General features: G+C 52.8%; 11 protein-coding genes. 4 read left to right on the forward strand and 7 right to left on the reverse strand.

Translation table 11 applies throughout. The features are described 5' to 3' along the window. Positions 1-21 precede the first annotated feature (21 nt). Both sucD and H5P27_RS15290 read left to right on the forward strand, forming a co-directional pair. Complete coding sequence (gene sucD, locus H5P27_RS15285) at positions 22-945, forward strand: succinate--CoA ligase subunit alpha (protein ID WP_185661259.1); 924 nt, start codon at positions 22-24, stop codon at positions 943-945. A gap of 222 nt (positions 946-1,167) precedes the next feature. Continuing rightward, complete coding sequence (locus H5P27_RS15290; RefSeq protein WP_185661260.1) at positions 1,168-1,566, forward strand: DCC1-like thiol-disulfide oxidoreductase family protein; 399 nt, start codon at positions 1,168-1,170, stop codon at positions 1,564-1,566. A gap of 10 nt (positions 1,567-1,576) precedes the next feature. Here H5P27_RS15290 and H5P27_RS15295 read toward each other — a convergent pair whose 3' ends face one another. From H5P27_RS15295 to H5P27_RS15305, 3 genes are all read right to left on the reverse strand, one after another. Beyond that, complete coding sequence (locus tag H5P27_RS15295) at positions 1,577-4,309, reverse strand: phosphoenolpyruvate carboxylase (protein WP_185661261.1); 2,733 nt, start codon at positions 4,307-4,309, stop codon at positions 1,577-1,579. A 219-nt stretch (positions 4,310-4,528) separates the two neighbouring features. Next, positions 4,529-5,263, reverse strand: coding sequence for a class I SAM-dependent methyltransferase (locus H5P27_RS15300; RefSeq protein ID WP_185661262.1), 735 nt, complete (start codon positions 5,261-5,263; stop codon positions 4,529-4,531). A 50-nt stretch (positions 5,264-5,313) separates the two neighbouring features. Beyond that, positions 5,314-6,120 (reverse strand): TrmH family RNA methyltransferase, encoded by an 807-nt coding sequence (locus H5P27_RS15305; RefSeq protein ID WP_185661263.1) that lies wholly within the window; start codon positions 6,118-6,120, stop codon positions 5,314-5,316. Positions 6,121-6,303: 183 nt separating this feature from the next. On the opposite strand from H5P27_RS15305, the gene H5P27_RS15310 reads away from it, so the two are divergent. Next, a complete protein-coding gene (locus H5P27_RS15310; protein WP_185661264.1) occupies positions 6,304-6,870 on the forward strand; it encodes a thermonuclease family protein in 567 nt (188 codons plus the stop codon). Positions 6,871-6,927: 57 nt separating this feature from the next. Here the strand turns inward: H5P27_RS15310 and H5P27_RS15315 are convergent, their stop codons facing one another. The 4 genes from H5P27_RS15315 to H5P27_RS15330 all read right to left on the reverse strand — a co-directional run bounded on the left by H5P27_RS15315 (position 6,928) and on the right by H5P27_RS15330 (position 13,414). Then, positions 6,928-9,429, reverse strand: coding sequence for a glycoside hydrolase family 9 protein (locus H5P27_RS15315; protein WP_185661265.1), 2,502 nt, complete (start codon positions 9,427-9,429; stop codon positions 6,928-6,930). Positions 9,430-9,657: 228 nt separating this feature from the next. After that, a complete protein-coding gene (locus H5P27_RS15320; protein ID WP_185661266.1) occupies positions 9,658-10,677 on the reverse strand; it encodes an acyltransferase in 1,020 nt (339 codons plus the stop codon). 280 nt (positions 10,678-10,957) lie between these two features. Continuing rightward, the gene (locus H5P27_RS15325) at positions 10,958-12,202 is read right to left on the reverse strand and encodes an MFS transporter (RefSeq protein WP_185661267.1); all 1,245 of its coding nucleotides are present in this window, start codon (positions 12,200-12,202) and stop codon (positions 10,958-10,960) included. A 66-nt stretch (positions 12,203-12,268) separates the two neighbouring features. Continuing rightward, positions 12,269-13,414, reverse strand: a complete 1,146-nt coding sequence (locus H5P27_RS15330) for a substrate-binding domain-containing protein (protein ID WP_185661268.1) — start codon at positions 13,412-13,414, stop codon at positions 12,269-12,271. A 320-nt stretch (positions 13,415-13,734) separates the two neighbouring features. Here H5P27_RS15330 and H5P27_RS15335 point away from each other — a divergent pair. Then, a partial coding sequence (locus tag H5P27_RS15335; RefSeq protein WP_221774732.1) for a glycoside hydrolase family 3 protein occupies positions 13,735-15,545 on the forward strand: 1,811 nt, incomplete at its 3' end.

Here is a 15,545-nt window from a genome sequence, read left to right on the forward strand (position 1 = left end):
GAACTTTAAAGAATTTAAACGATGTCCATCCTCATTACACCCGAGACTAAGATCATCATCCAAGGCATCACCGGCGAGTTCGGTGCGCGCCATGCCCGCCTCTCTATCGAGTACGGGACTCAAGTCGTTGCCGGCGTCACGCCAGGCAAGGGCGGCAACACCTTCGAGCACGCCGGTGTCGAAGTGCCGATTTTCAACTCCGTCGCTGAAGCTGCGGAAGCTACCGGTGCGACAGTATCCGTTATCTTCGTACCGCCTCCATTCGCTGCGGACGCCATTCTCGAATGTGCGGACGCTGAGCTCGAGCTCGCTGTGGCGATCACCGAAGGCATCCCAGTTCGCGACATGGTTCGCGTGAAGCGTGCTATGGCTGGCAGCAAGACCCGTCTGGTTGGTCCTAACTGTCCGGGACTCGTTTCTCCGGGTGAAGGTGAAGACTCCAAGGGCGGTTGCCGCATCGGTATCTCCCCAGGTTACATCCACAAGAAGGGCCACGTCGGTGTGGTTTCCCGTTCCGGTACTTTGACTTACGAGGCGGTTTACCAGCTCACAGTCAAAGACATCGGCCAATCCACTTGCGTGGGTATTGGTGGCGACCCGGTCAATGGCACTTCGCACCTCGACGTGATCAAGCTCTTCAACGAAGATCCTGATACGCACGGTATCATCCTGATCGGCGAAATCGGCGGAAATGCTGAAGTCGAAGCGGCTCGTTGGATCAAGGAAAACTGCGATAAGCCAGTTGCCGGATTCATCGCTGGTGCGACTGCTCCTCCAGGCCGCCGCATGGGTCACGCTGGCGCGATCGTCGGTGGCGCCGAAGATACCGCCGCTGCGAAGATCAAGGTCTTCGAAGAGTGCGGAATCGAAGTCGCTGCGACTCCTTCTGACATGGCAGACGCGTTGCTTCGCTCGGCCAAGGCAAAGGGCGTAACGCTCAGCTAAGATTCGGATTCGAAACCGAATAGACTTTTCAAAAGGACGTCCGCGAGGGCGTCCTTTTTTTAGGTAGGAGCGACCTTGGTCGCGAAAGTCCCATAAGGTGAGGGGACCCCAACGCTACCCGTTCCGTCTATCGAGTGCCCCTTCACTGCGAGTTTGAAGTCGACGCCCTGATCCAAACGTTCATTAAACTAGATAAAATCCGAACCGATCGAGATCTAGAGCGTGGTAGCAGAGAAAAACATAATCTTCTTCGATGGCGTCTGTGGCTTTTGCGACAAGACGGTCAATCTGCTGCTCAAATTGGACGACCGGCAGGCTCTCTATTTTTCACCGATCCAAGGAGAGGCGGCTAAGGAAATTCTGCCACCCGAGCGTCGAGAAAATGTGGATACGATATCCTACTACAATGGAGATCGGCTATTTTATCGCACCGATGCCTTGCTGGAAGTCGGCAAGACTTTGGGAGGAATCTGGTGGCTCTTTTATCCGCTCAAGGTGATCCCTGCTGAATGGCGCGACGTGGCCTACGATTGGTTCGCCAAGCGACGCTATCGCTTTTTTGGCAAGATGGATTCCTGCCGGATGCCCACGCCCGAGGAACGGGCGCGGTTTCTAGATTGATCGAAGTCGCTTATCCGGTGGTGCGAAGCCCGGCGGCGATGGCGTTGATGCTTTGCAGCACGCAGCGAAGATCCGCCTCTGATCCAGACTTTCTCCAGCTTGCCAGTAGTTCTATTTGCTGAGCGTGCAAGAGGTCTAGCCACTTGTCGCGAGCGTGAAGGGTGGTGAAGAAGCGCGGACGTCGTTTTTCCAGTGGTCCGTTCATCAGCTCGTGCAATACTTCGCGAGTCGCAGCTCGCTCGTCGGTGATAAGTTTGAAGAACTTATCACGTATCGACTCGTCCGATACGAGATCCGCGTAAGACTTCATCATCAGGGTGTCGGCGCTCTCGACGCTGTTCTCGACGTTGTAGAGAACATAGCGAAGGAATGGCCAGGTCTTGACGCTCTTCTTGAGAGCTTCGAAGAGGTCAGGCTTTTCGCTTTTGAGAGCGGCCAGCGAAGAGCCTACTCCGTACCAGCCCGGCATGTAGAATCGTGACTGATTCCAGCTGAAAACCCAAGGGATCGCTCGAAGGTCTTTGAGGCTAGGCTTGCCGCTGCGGCGGGAAGGGCGGGACCCTATTCTGCTTTGCTCCAAAGCGTCGATCGGTGTGGCTTGGCGATAGAAGGTAAGAAAGTCCTCTTCGTGAAGAAGGCTCCGGTATTTCTCGGCGCTGTATTCTGAAAGGAATGACATGGCCTCTGTGAGCTCCTCGGTAGGCGTGTTTTGGCTTTCGGAGAGTTGAGGTCCCACCGAGCCCGCGACCAATAGCTCCAAGCTGCGAGCAGCGGTCAGGAAGTTGCCGTACTTTTGGGCGATGACTTCCCCTTGTTCCGTAACGCGTGTACCAGGTGTTAATGAACCTTCCGGCAAGGCTTCCAGGAAGCGGTGCGTCGGGCCGGCTCCACGGCTAACGGTACCACCGCGTCCGTGGAAGAAGCGAATGGATACACCGTGTTTTTTACCGAGTGCGATGAGTTTGGACTGGGCGTTGAAAAGTCCCCATTGAGAAGCGATGATACCGGAGTCCTTGTTGCTGTCACTGTAGCCGAGCATCGCTTCTTGCGTGAGCGGCGCGGAAGGGTCGAGAACAGGTTCGCCATAGTGGGCGAATCCCTCGTCTAGATCACGGTTTTGCCAAGGGAGGCTGGCTTTGGTGACCGGATGGGATAGGAAAGCGTCCATGATGCCCTCGCTATTTTGCAGGTCGTCCAAGGTCTCGAAAAGAGGCGAGATGGGGATCAAGCAAATCATACCCTTATCTGTCATACGAGTAAGGCCCGCCTCACGACAGAGTGCGTACATGACCAGCAAGTCGGAAAGCGAGCGCGTCATGCTGATCACGAACTGGCCTACTGCGGCGCGGCCGTAGTCGCGTACTTGATTGGCCACTACCATAAGGCTTCCCACAGCCTCTCTCGCTTCCAGCTCCAGCTGGCCATGATCTTGTGCGAATGGTCGCGCTCTAGTGAGTTCTTCGGAGAGGAAAGCGACCCGTTTTTCTTCGCTCCATTCTGAAAAGTTTTCTGCATCGGGAATGCCTGCCGCTTGCATAAGTTGAGACATGGCCCGGTCGTGGTAGCCGCTATTTTGGCGCACGTCGAGCGAGGCCATATGGAAACCGAATGTATCCAGAAAACGAATTATCGGTACGACATAGGTTTTCGCCAAGCGGGCTGCGTTTGCTTCTTCCAGCGACTTCTTCAGAAGATGCAGATCCGCGATCACCCCACTCGGTTGCCGATATCCTTTGTTTCCTTTCTTGGAACGTGGAAGGTTTTCTCGAATCACCTCGGCAAAGCGTTTCCAAGGTTCTTCAATAGCAGTCGCATCCTTGCAGGAAGGATCTAGCTCGATGATGCGTTCCAGGAGGTACGCTGGTGGAGATTGAAACAACTTCGAAAGCGCCATCTCCTTGCTCAGCTGCTTGAGCTTGCGGCGGAGAGTGTCGAGGGCCGCTCCCCGAAGTTGGGCAAAGGTTTCCTCGGTTACTTGTGCAGTGACGAACGGGTGGCCATCGCGGTCACCGCCGACCCAGCTGCCGAGACGGATTCTGGGATATGCCGACACGTCGGATTCGTCCCATTCGATTTCTGCGCGTGCCATAGCGGCCCGGAAACGGGCGTCGGAGATTTCGATGGCTACGGGGAATTTTTCTCGGAGGTAGTTAAGAACATTGTCCCGCTCCGAGGCGACGTCGGGTTTTTCGACCAGGATTTCTCCGCTTCGCCAAATGATCTCGATGATCGCTTTAATGCGCTCGCGGAATTCGCCACGCTCGATCGGCGTGTACATCTGGTTTTCCAGTTCGACGAGCAATTGGTAGAGCTTTCGGTGCTGAGCCAATACAGAAGGACGCTTCGCCTCGGTTGGGTGTCCGGTGAGAACTGGGTGCACGCTCGAGCGTTTAATCGTCTCCAGCAAGTCGCCCTTGGACGGGGTGGTTTCTTGAATTCGCTTTAGCCAGTAACCCCATGAGCCGGTATCAGATGACACTTGCTGAGAGGTCTCAAGTCGGCGTCCCCCTTGGTTGGCCACGTTTTCTTCCACTAGGTTCATGATCTGGAAGGCGATGGAGAGGACTTGGGCGCTCTTTTCGGGGGGCACATTTCCCGCCTCGGAGTTGTCGCGCTTGAGAAGGGGAGCGAGTTCAGGCTCCCCTATCTCTTCGAGGACCTCGCTTGTGCAGGCTAGGAGGAAGTCTATGTCTTGGTCTATTTTTTCCAGACCGGTGGTAATGTGTTGTTCGAAAAATGGCATAACTAGGTGTGTGGAATAGCATTTCTTATAGAGTGCATTAGGAGCAAGCGAAACTGACCGCTAATGCAAGGGCTGTGCTAGATTTGGGCCAGACTTTGGGTGAAGGAAAAGTCTGACCGTTCGCCGCTTTTTGCAAACTTCTGGCAGCGGTGTCTTGTAAAAGTTTCTGGTGGATTTTTGAAGCGGGCGTTAGCTGGGATCGGCTCTGTTGGAATCCCTCTACTTGTTTGGTTTTCTGAATACGTAGAGGTAGCTTTGCCAATTTTCGCCGGCTGCCGGGTAGTCCCAAAGGGCGACTAGCTGCAAGCTCAAGCCTTGCTCCATAAAGGTTAGCAGCTTGGGTAGCGGGATACCGTTCATTTCGAAGTATGCTTTTCCGGAGCCCGTTGCCTGCTGAAGACGTTTCAGGAAATAGCCGAAACGTTTTCGGAAGTAGCTGGGGCCGGTGTAATGGCTGGGAAGCTGGAAGGCGAAGGTTCCGCCCGGTTTGAGGGCTCGAGCGATCTCCGCGAAGTAGCGTTTGCTGTAGCGGGGAGCTATGTGCTGGAAGACGATGTCGGAATAGACAAAGTCGAGGCTGTTCGCTTCAAGGAAAGACAGGCTATCGTTTGTATTCAGGAAAAACTTGCAGCTCTTTCCGCGACCCAAGTTGTTCTCCGCTTCGGCGATCATGGACTTGGAAATATCGACTCCGATTGCGGTATCGAATCGTCGCGAAAGGGGGAAGGTCAGTCGTCCAACTCCGCAACCAAAGTCCAAGGCTTGGGCACCGCTTAGTGAAATGCCGAAGTGGGCGAGGCGTTGTTCGAGCGATACGATTTCGTCCTCACCCGATTGGTAGAATTCTTCCGGGTCCCAGAGTCCGCCTTTTTTCGAATTGTCGGAGAGGACGGTCCATAAGGGGTCCTCTGCGGCCAGCGATTCGAAATTTTTCTGAAGACGGGAAAGATTCAAGACTGCGGTCGGTGGGTTGTTTTGTGGAGGCTTCGGCTTGAAACCAGTGCTTAACTGCTTCTCTGGCGGACGGCTTCGAACAAGGTTATCAAGGTAGCCATGGCCACGTTTAGCGAGTCCGCTTGGCCGGCCATAGGGATGAGAACTTTTTGGTCGCACGCCTCGAGCCAACGTTCCGATAGGCCAAACTGTTCACTACCCATCACGATGGCGAGCGGACCCTTTAAGTCGGTGTCGGTGTAGACTTGGTCTGTATGCGGAGTTGTGGCGGCGGTGCGTATCCCATTTTTCCTTACCCATTCGATAACGTCCTCAGTCGAAGCCGAAACGGTTGGCATGGAGAAGAGCACTCCGGTGGAGGAGCGAACGGCATTGGGGTTGAAGAGATCGGTTACCGAGTCGCAGCAGATCACGGCATCTACGCCGGCGGCGTCTGCGGAGCGGAGAATGGTTCCCAGGTTGCCTGGCTTCTCGATAGATTCGACGATCAGTAAGAAGGGGGGCTCGGACAGCTTGATTTGGTCGAGGGTGTAGCTCCACTGCTTGATGACTGCCAGCAATCCTTCCGGCCGATCGCGATAAGCGACCTTTTCGAAGGCGTGTTTGGAAAGTTCGAAAAGGGCGGCTCCGTTGGCTTGGGCCTGACCGAGGAGGGCGTCCTCGTTTTCGCCGAGGAAGCAGTCTGGGCAAAAGTATACTTCGAGCGGGAAGACGTCTTTTTCCATAGCCCGAGATATGGCTCGGTAGCCTTCGGCTATGAAAATCCCCTGTTGGTTGCGCGCTCGGCGGTCTCGCAATTTGACCAAGTTTTTCACGCGAGGGTTTTGTAGGCTAGTAATGAGTTCGGCCTCGATCATCGGGGGTGGCTGTAGCTGTAGAGGCGTCGAGACTCAAATAAAATGTCGGTTGTTACCAGCTCGCTTGAGCGCTTTTGCTCAAGAATTTGCGTTTTTGTACGTATTAGCCTGATTATTATGGTCTTACTCGTCTCTCGATACCAAGGGCCAACTCTAACAAGTTAACTCTATCCCCACACAGTCATGTCCATGGTCCCCATTCTCTTCCTAGTAGTCGCAGTCATCGTGGTCGTCTATTTCTTGCTCAACCGAAAGACCGAGGAGGAATTGAAGGAGGGCATCGTAAAGGACATCCTGCGTAAGGACGCCTTGTCTATCGATTTCGGAGAGGGACAGCCAGTCGTGGTAAAGCTTCAGGGGATCATACCCGCCGTCGATGGTGAAATGCTGGATGAAAAGATCTTTGCCTTTCTAGAACAAAGCCTTCGTGGTCAGAAGGTTATGGTTAAGCCTGTCGTGGTCGAGTCAGGTTCGGTCATGAGTGCCGAGGTCCGTACGCCCGCTAATGAATACGTCAATTCGGCACTGGTTCGGCAAGGATTTGCAAGGTGGCAGGTATCGGAAGCATCGGGGGATACGGAGATCGCGGAAGCCCAGGCTCTGGCGCAGAAAGAGCAATTGGGCGTTTGGAATCCGGCGATAATGCAGTTGCTAGAGGACCGTCGCAAGGCTGGAGACAACTCCGATATGACTGATGACGATGTGGCCAACATGCAAGTGAACCCCGACGATCTACAAACCAAGGGTTAATTGACCTGCTGGTACCCTACGTAACTGCAAGCCTCATCAGAGGGTCCCTCAGGCAGATCAATTTTCTCGGAAGAGCGCTTCAGCGGCTTGAGCCAGAAAAAGGTAGTCGGTAGTGCCTCCGCCCAGAACGTATTCAGTCTGCTGCCAGAGGAAAGGCCAAGTGAGGAGCTCGGGATAATCTGGGCGTATCAAAGCGGTTCCGGAAGCACTTCCTCCGGGTATGAAAGACCAGTCCGCTCGATTCAGCCCATAAGCGACGGTCAAGGAATCTGAACCAACTCCCGAAACGAAAGAGGCTGTGTTGGAACCCGGATGGCAGCCCAGTACGAAGTTGAGAGCGTTCAGGGCTAGGTCTTTTGAAAAGAGATCAGGGTACGCTTTATGCAGGAAGTATTGCTGGGCACCGAAACTTTGAATGCCCCATCCGGCTCCCCATATGCCCGGTTCGTAGGGAACACCGTACGGTGTTTTGGCCTCCGCGGCTACAATCTCTTTGGCGTAACTTTCCGCTGCTGCTCTAATGGTCGCGTGGAAGCTTGAGTCGCCAATTTCACTCAACACCCGGGTTACTTGCCATCCGAGCGAAGCGAAATCTTCAGCAATGGCGTCGGCATGGTCCGCGATAAAGTTGAGGTATCGGTCTTTCCCCGTTGTTAGGGCAAGCTCGATGGCGAGTGGTACTCTCTCGACCTCGGAATCGGTTTCGATCTCGCTCCAGAGGGTTTCCGAGTAGGCAAGGCATTCGGCCGAGAGCTTGGGATTGAAGTCTCCTAGGGTTCTTGCAGCGGCAGCCAGACCAGCTGCTCCTATGAGCTCGTGTCTCGCAGATCTCCGTGTTGTGAATACCCAGCGGTCATCGGGAGAACCAGTGATCCCGAGACCAATTTCGGGAGTCTGCGGGTCGCTTTCATCCCCTTCGAAAGCGAGGTTGTCTGTCATATTGGCTGTGTCGCCGAGCATGACATATTGACGGATCGTGGGGTTGATTATTCCGCGGTAAAGGACGCCGAGTTCGCGGTATCCTGCTGCGACCGTAAGCGCTCCGTGCTCTATTTGCTGTAGGATGTCTGGCTTGCCGTCGGGCTTATGGACTTCGACTGTGAGGGTCTTTTGGTCGATTGTTGAATTGTCATACTGGCTACCGAAGGCGTCGTAGGCTTGGGCGAGTCCGAGTATTGTGCCGGCTTGAGATTCTATGCGCAGATCGTCATCGCCCGCATCGTGCCAGCCTCCTCTGTTTAATCCAGGAATCGATTCACCAGGCTGGTAGGTTGTCCGGGTATCGGAGCCTTGGATATAGCCGTCGAAATGGTTATGGTCGAGCGGAGCGAGTCGGGCGTCGTCTAAATGACAAGCACCGTGCCACACTCGATAGCGATCATTCACCCGCATGTGACACATCTGAGCAGGCATGAAATACTCTAGTGTCGGCTGCCAAACGTGGCGTTCGAAGATCGTATCCGAAATCTGGAACGGATTGCTGCGTTTTTCTCCGTAGGTAACGAGGTAGGTACCCGGCTCGCTGACTTGCGAAAAGTCTAGGCGGAGATAGTCGTATCTGAGAAACTGTCCCCATTCTTCTACCGATGTTTTGGAGGAGAGCTCGAGCGAGCCGTCGGGAAGGACCTGGTGAAGCTCAGGTGTTTCTCTTTGTGAATCGTTGCGGTCGAGTTCGATGACGGCGAATTTCGTTTGTTCCGGGTGGTAGCCGATCTGAGAAACTTGTATTGCTGGATCAGCGATCCAATTTTCAATTACGTTGGGACTGAGTTCCCATTCGAGAGCTTTTTCTTGGGCTCCTTTTTCCAGTTCGGCTCGAACAATGAACCAGCCGTTGTCGTGAAGTCCTCGTCCGTCTACCAGTTCCAGCTCGCCACCCAATCGTCGGCTGATGAGCAAGCGTTGCTTGTCCGACTCTGGCGCGACGACGAGATTTTCTCCGCTAGCCAATGCTTCTATCTGATACTCTCCGGCCGAGTCGTATGACCCCGGTCCATTGGCTTGTCGGGGGAATAGGCCGAATTCTTCCCCATCCATCATGTAGGATTTGCCGAAAAGAAAGCCGGGGAAAAGCTCGAGCATGAAAGAGACTTTTCCGTCCCACTCAGCTGGCAAGGCCTCGTCTAGGTCTACGGTTATCGAAAAGGATGAATCTTTTGTGGGCTGTATCGTTAGGGTGTAAGAGAATTCAAGATCTGGATACTCGATCGGGTTGAAGCCTTTTCGATTGCGGCTTTCATCCGGATACTTGAAGCGACAGCTGATGGCTCTGGTCTCCGGATCGATGGTGCGCTCGCCAATTTTTGCTGGAATAGGTGACCATTGTCCGGGGATTCGGTCGAGTCGCAGGTCGCCGTTTGTTGCCACTCGCAGTCCATTCTGGATAATGCTCACGCCTCCTTGGTGGCCTTCAGGGTAATAGTCGTGAGCGAGCATGATGTTCAGTCCTTGAGTCTCGAGATACTCGAGCTCGTTTAGCTTGAGATCCTGTGCAGAGGTTAACGCTGGTATCGCGCTCGCGGCGATAATGGGACAGAGTGAAGCGACAGTTCTGAGCATGGGGCAGGGGGTTGAATTAGGGACTACTACAGTGCTCAAACTTGCGAACAAACACAATGCCGTCCTGGATCCTTCCTAAAGAGCAATCTCAAGCGGGACCGCGTTGGCTCTAGCTTTGAAGTTCGCGTGTATCTCCCAAATCGATCCTTGGCCCGAATAGAGTATCTTATTCGAGCCTTAATTTGTAACAACTAAAGATGCCGTATTCGCCTGCCGGCTCCGAAGTCTTTATTCACTGGCTAGGGTTGTTTTCGCCTTAGGCTTGCTTGGTAAAATAATGGATAGGTCTCCGCTCATCAAATTGAACAAGCGCGGAGCGAATTTTTCTACTGCGATGCTTAGGTTCAAAGTGATAAGAAAGGTGAGCGGAACAACCAGAACATCTCTGATAATCGGCGGGTATCCCATCTTTAAAACGATCTCGGTGATGGCCCAGACAACATAAACGTGAAATATGTAAACCGGAAGAGCGTGTGTTCTCCCTAGATTTGCAAGATGGGCGGATCCCTTGAAATTCAAGGATTTTGCGATTATGAACATGCCGATTGCGAACGGTATTGTTCCGATTAGGATCTGGGGAGAGTGCGGGTCTTTTCCTAAGTAGTGCTTTATTCCATACGCCTCAACGATTTGGAGGAGAAATCCCAGCACCACTAAGCATATGGCAAAGCGAATACCCAGATTTGAGTTTCGCAGATGCATTCCAATTATAATGAATCCTATTCCGGATACATATCTGCCGAGTTCTAGACCATAGGGTTCGAATGGGTTGTATACCCCTAGGACTAGGCTCGAAGTTAACGAGATCAATGTGAAAGCTCCGAAGTATCGCGATAACTTCCAGTAGTCGCACGCCAGGAAAAAAAGCAGACAGAACGTTAGGGCGCTCAAAAACCAGAGGTGGTAATAGGTCCCGCCTGTTATTACTTCTATGCTGAAAATCTTCATCAGTGCGTGACGGAGGTCGGTTTGCACTAACACCAACGGGATCAGGAACACTGAGGCGATCGCGAATATAGAACCTGCTCTTATAAGAGACTTCACGCAACGATCTGGCTTGGTCTTGGTCGCCAAAAAGTATCCGGAAACGATAAAGAAGAAAGGAACGGCCCACCGCCCTGAAAGCCTTATTAAAACGCCTGCCCAATCGGGTAAGGTGCGATAGTAGCCGATGTGGAGGCTAATAACTGAAAAACACGCTAGCAGGCGAAAGCTATCGATGCCCTCGTTCCTTGCTGTGTTATCCATTTTTCTTGATCCTTATATTGTAGGTGAAATCTTGTGTTTCAACCGCTTTGCTCATCATTAGGCTGTCTTGATGTGGAACGTCTCTTAGTGAGATATTCTCTCCAAGGCGTTTCTCGTTGAGATTTTGTGTAGGGGCAAGGAAGTATCCTGCACCTGGTTTGGAGACTAAGCAGCCCAAAGTGTGCCAGCTCTACAGAAAGAACGAGCCGTACGAGGCGAGAGCCCTAGGGTAAATATGCTAACTCGAAGAACGAGTGAGGAGTGTTAAGGCTGCCATGTTTCATTTATACACACTAACCTCTTTTATTCGAATCAGATAGAATCGCAACAAAGTGAGGCAGATAAAGATATTCAGTAGGTAGGGGATTGTGATCGATCCGAACAGTAAAGTTCCGAGACCGTAGTGGTCTGAGAGTGTACCTATGAGTGTAGAGAAACCTGCGAGGCTGAGTCCTTGGCACAGGGATGACATGATGGCAAAACTTGCACTACGTAGTTGAGGAGGGATTACGTTGGCTAGCATTGGGAGAATGCACCCGGCGAAGCCGATCGGGAATACTGCGCTGCTGGCGATGGCGACTGCCCAGTCTGCATAGATGTTACTCCAGATCGGAAGGAATTGCATCGCGGTGAGCAGGACGAATGCGATCGTGTAGGCGATCATCAAATACAAACGTCCGGCAAATGGCCAACGTTCTTCCATTCTGTCTCCCAAGAATCCACCCGCGAGGGAACCTACAATCATGAAGATTTTCATTACTCCGATCAGAAAAGCCGCTGACTGTATGGAGTGTCCCCGTTCCTCGGAGAGGAAGGTGGGTAGGAAAACTGGGATCAGCATCCCTGTAGCGAAAATGTGGATAAGCGTGAAGAGAATGAAATGAGGAGTGAGTGCGAGCCGCCCAAACTCACCCCACTTGAAGGGAGCAGACTCGAGTTTCATCTCCCGCTCGATGGAGCCGAGTCTAATGGCCAGGCTAATTGCTAGGATCGCCTCCAGTGCACCGAAGCTCAGCAAAGCGTAGCGCCAGCCATCTGATAGGCCACCGAACCATCCTATTGCTGCTACGAGCCCGCCGCCGGCAAGACCACGTAAGGCTCTGACTGCTCCGAAGGCTTTTCCGCGGTCCTTCGGGTCAAACAGTATGGAGGAAAGGGTGAAGGTGAGCGGCTCAGCCGCTACAGCAAAGAGAACACTTACCGCATAAAGCGTAATAAGCTGAGACTCGTTTTGGGAGAAGCCAGTCGCGACCATGGCGGAACTGCTGGCTAGAAAGGTGATTAGCAAGATCTTCTTTTGTCCGAACTTGTCGGCGCTGAATCCCCAGATCGTGCCAAAGGTGGCTCGAGCCAAAAGGTAGATGGATGAGAATGTTCCCAGCTGTCGATTGCTTAACTCGAAGTCCTCTTTGAGGAGAGGAAATAGGGTGGTGAGGACTCCGATTTGTGAAAACGCTAGCGAGTACAATGCCGATACCAGAACGATGGCTAGCCATTTAGCGGAAGCAGAATTGGAGGTATGCATCGGTATCGCGTATGGGTGCGTATCAAAAGATTGGGGATGTTTTTTTCGAGAGTGATCTATTTCGTTTTATCCGGCATTTTTAGCGATACTTCTCCGGTAGGCAGCTGGGGTGGTGCCAGTGCTTCTTTGGAAGGCCCGAATCAGATGGAAGCGGCTGGTGAATCCACTATCCAAGGCGACTGCTTCGAGCTTCAGCTTTTTGTTGGCCAACAACTGCTTCGCATTTTCCACCCGAACCCGCGTCAGTTCTTGAATCATGGTAAAGCCAAGGTGTTCCTGAAATGAGGATTGAAGTCGTCGAATGGATACGCCGATTTGATCGGCGATATCGGAAACGCCTATAGGTTTGCGGAAGTGGTCGCGAATCATTCTAAGAGCCAAGGCCGCATCGGGATCCGGGACAGCCACGGTGTCGGTTGATTTGCGCACTGTGATTCCGGTGGGGTCGATTGTTTTTACGGTCTCCGGCTGAGATTCGCCCTGCATCAATAGGTGTAGTGATTCGGCAGCTCGGTATCCGATTTCTTCGAAATTGCAGTTGACGCTCGTTAGGGGGACTTCGGCCGCGTCGCACATGATGCGAGTATCATCGGCTCCCACGATGGCGACTTCTTCCGGCACTCGCAACCCAGCGTCCAGGCAGCTCGTCATTAGAGATATGGCATTTAAGTCGTTCATAGCCATCAATCCGATCGGTCTAGGAAGCGCTTTGGGATCTTTGGTGAATTCTTCGAAACTCAATTGGGTGCAATGCATCCCGCTCTTTTCCGCTTGCTGGCAGAAGGCCTTGCAGCGGGCTTGTTCCACGGGATTGTCTGCGAAGGAGACAAAGGCGACTTGTTTGAAGTTGAGGCTCGCTAGGTGTTTGGCCCCGAGGCTTCCAATCAGATTGTGATCCTGGAGAACTTTGGATGAAAAGGGATAGTCACCGAAGGTCTGCAAGCCGACCGTAGGGGCTTGGGACGATTCGATAAGCTGGATCAAGGGTTTGATTGGACTGGAGAATCCGGGGTTGGCGATGATTCCATCGCCCTTCCATTCTGCGAGGGATGGTATGGCATGGGTCCAACGCATCTTGCAGTCGAGGATCCAGCTTTGCTCGGCGGCGAATTTGGCAACTCCTTCGAAGACTCGGTCTTCCCACCAATAGAGGGCCAGCAGAACTCGCCGACGGGGGCTGTTCACATTGATCCAGAAGTTCGCTTGATCCATGAAACCTCTCTTGGCGAACGGCTACGCAAAACGTCAACTTAAATGCGTTAAATGGCACTAAAAGCGTGTTGTAGCTTCTTGTCCTGTAGTGTTGCTTGTAGTCTCAACCTTACCATTAGCCCCTTAAAACCCTTTTTATGACTTGTCTCAAAAGAGCCTCAAGGGCTCCAGATGTCGCATTTTTCAGGTACTCCCATCCGCAACGTTGATGAGACATGTGCGCCCCACTCAGGAGAATTACACAAATGATTGATAGTTTCTATTTACGCAAAGCACGATTTATCGGGATCCTCTCTTCCGGGTTGTTTTTAACCGGATCGATGCCTGGCGCTCTAACTGGTCAGACCATGAAAGAAGACAGTGTCTACGAAACGGTCGGTTACATCGACTTTAATAAAAATGGGAAAATGGATACATACGAAGATCCGTCCCAATCGGAGGAGATGCGTATCTCAGATCTCCTGTCTCGGATGAGTTTGGAGGAGAAGGTCGCCCAGATGACGACTCTGTATGGTTTTTCTCGAATCCTGAAGGACGAGCGTCCTACCGAAAAGTGGGAGGATCGCATGTGGATCGCAGGTATTGGAAATATCGACGAGCAAATAAACGGGAACGAAGGTTGGACCCAGAACTTGCCCGATCCTGAGAATGATCTTCCATGGTCTAACCATGCCTCCGCTATCCGTGAGATCCAGCAGTGGTTTATCGAGAAGACGCGTCTTGGCATTCCGGTGGATTTCACCAACGAGGGGATACGCGGTCTTATGCACTCCAAGTCAACCAGCTTCCCAGCGGAGCTTGGTGTGGCGAGTACTTGGAATCCCGAATTGGTAAGAAACATCGGTCGTGTCACTGGACGCGAAGCGAAAGCGCTTGGCTATACAAACGTGTATTCACCTGTCTTGGACGTGGCTCGCGATCCGCGTTGGGGGCGTGTGATCGAAAGCTACGGTGAAGATCCGTTTCTTGTTGGAGAACTGGGCTTGCAACAGGTTCTTGGAATTCAAGAACAGGGGGTTGCTTCAACGTTGAAGCATTTTGCGGTTTACGGAGTTCCCAAAGGGGGGCGCGATGGACATGCTCGCACAGATCCGCATGTAACTTGGAGCGAGGTGCAAAACACTTATCTTGCCCCTTTCAAAAAGGCTATTACGCAGGGTGGCGCCTTGGGAGTGATGTCCTCGTACAACGACTACGACGGAATTCCGGTCCAAGCGAGCAAGCTCTTCCTACAGGATATTTTAAGAGATGAATGGGGCTTCGAGGGCTATGTGGTCTCGGACAGCGGAGCGGTAGAGTTCCTCTATGAAAAGCACAGAGTGGCGGCCACTCCGAAGGAAGCGATACGTCTTTCGGTCGAAGCTGGATTGAACATCCGCACTCACTTCACGCAACCGGAAGAGTATGCGGAGCCATTGGCTGAGCTGGTGGAAGAAGGTCGCCTCTCTATGGATACGATCGATTCGCGAGTGTCCGATATTCTTCGGGTGAAGTTCCGATTGGGATTGTTTGACGATCCATATGAAACCAAGTCGATCGATACCGACTTGGTGGTGCGTTCTGAGGAGAATCTAGCGATTTCCCATCAGGCTTCCCGTGAATCGATTATTCTTTTGAAGAACGAGGGCGAGCTGCTGCCGCTGGAAGGTGACTATCAGAAGATTCTCGTTACTGGTCCGATGGCGGACGATCAGCGGGCGTGGTGGAGCCGCTACGGCGCTCAGCGTCTCGACTACGTCACTCCATTGGAGGGCATTCGCTCCGCGTTGGATGGCAAAGTGGAGATCGTATATGTCAAAGGCGTAGAAGCGGCGGATGAGAATTGGCCCCTGAGCGATATCTATAAAGAGGCTGCCTCCGCTGAGGTACAAGCCGGCATCGACGCTGCCGTGGCAGCTGCAAAGGATGTGGACGTGATCATCGCTTGCGTTGGGGAAACGGATGCTCAATGCCGCGAGTCGCAAAGCCGCATCAGCCTTGATTTGCCGGGTTACCAGAACGAGCTCTTGCAGGCCCTGAAGGCAGCAGGCAAGCCGATCGTTCTCGTTTTTTCCAATGGTCGTCCTCTCAGCGCTCAATACGCTATCCGTAACTTCCCATCTATCGTTGAAATGTGGTTCCCAGGGGAAGA

The organism is Pelagicoccus albus, from assembly GCF_014230145.1.
Taxonomy (GTDB): domain Bacteria; phylum Verrucomicrobiota; class Verrucomicrobiia; order Opitutales; family Opitutaceae; genus Pelagicoccus; species Pelagicoccus albus.

Bases quoted from the DNA above. Each gene is read 5' to 3' on its own strand.
- H5P27_RS15325 (WP_185661267.1), bottom strand. From the start codon at position 12,202: ATGCATACCTCCAATTCTGCTTCCGCTAAATGGCTAGCCATCGTTCTG.
- sucD (WP_185661259.1), top strand. From the start codon at position 22: ATGTCCATCCTCATTACACCCGAGACTAAGATCATCATCCAAGGCATC.
- H5P27_RS15310 (WP_185661264.1), top strand. From the start codon at position 6,304: ATGTCCATGGTCCCCATTCTCTTCCTAGTAGTCGCAGTCATCGTGGTC.
- H5P27_RS15305 (WP_185661263.1), bottom strand. From the start codon at position 6,120: ATGATCGAGGCCGAACTCATTACTAGCCTACAAAACCCTCGCGTGAAA.
- H5P27_RS15330 (WP_185661268.1), bottom strand. From the start codon at position 13,414: ATGGATCAAGCGAACTTCTGGATCAATGTGAACAGCCCCCGTCGGCGA.
- H5P27_RS15320 (WP_185661266.1), bottom strand. From the start codon at position 10,677: ATGGATAACACAGCAAGGAACGAGGGCATCGATAGCTTTCGCCTGCTA.
- H5P27_RS15315 (WP_185661265.1), bottom strand. From the start codon at position 9,429: ATGCTCAGAACTGTCGCTTCACTCTGTCCCATTATCGCCGCGAGCGCG.
- H5P27_RS15295 (WP_185661261.1), bottom strand. From the start codon at position 4,309: ATGCCATTTTTCGAACAACACATTACCACCGGTCTGGAAAAAATAGAC.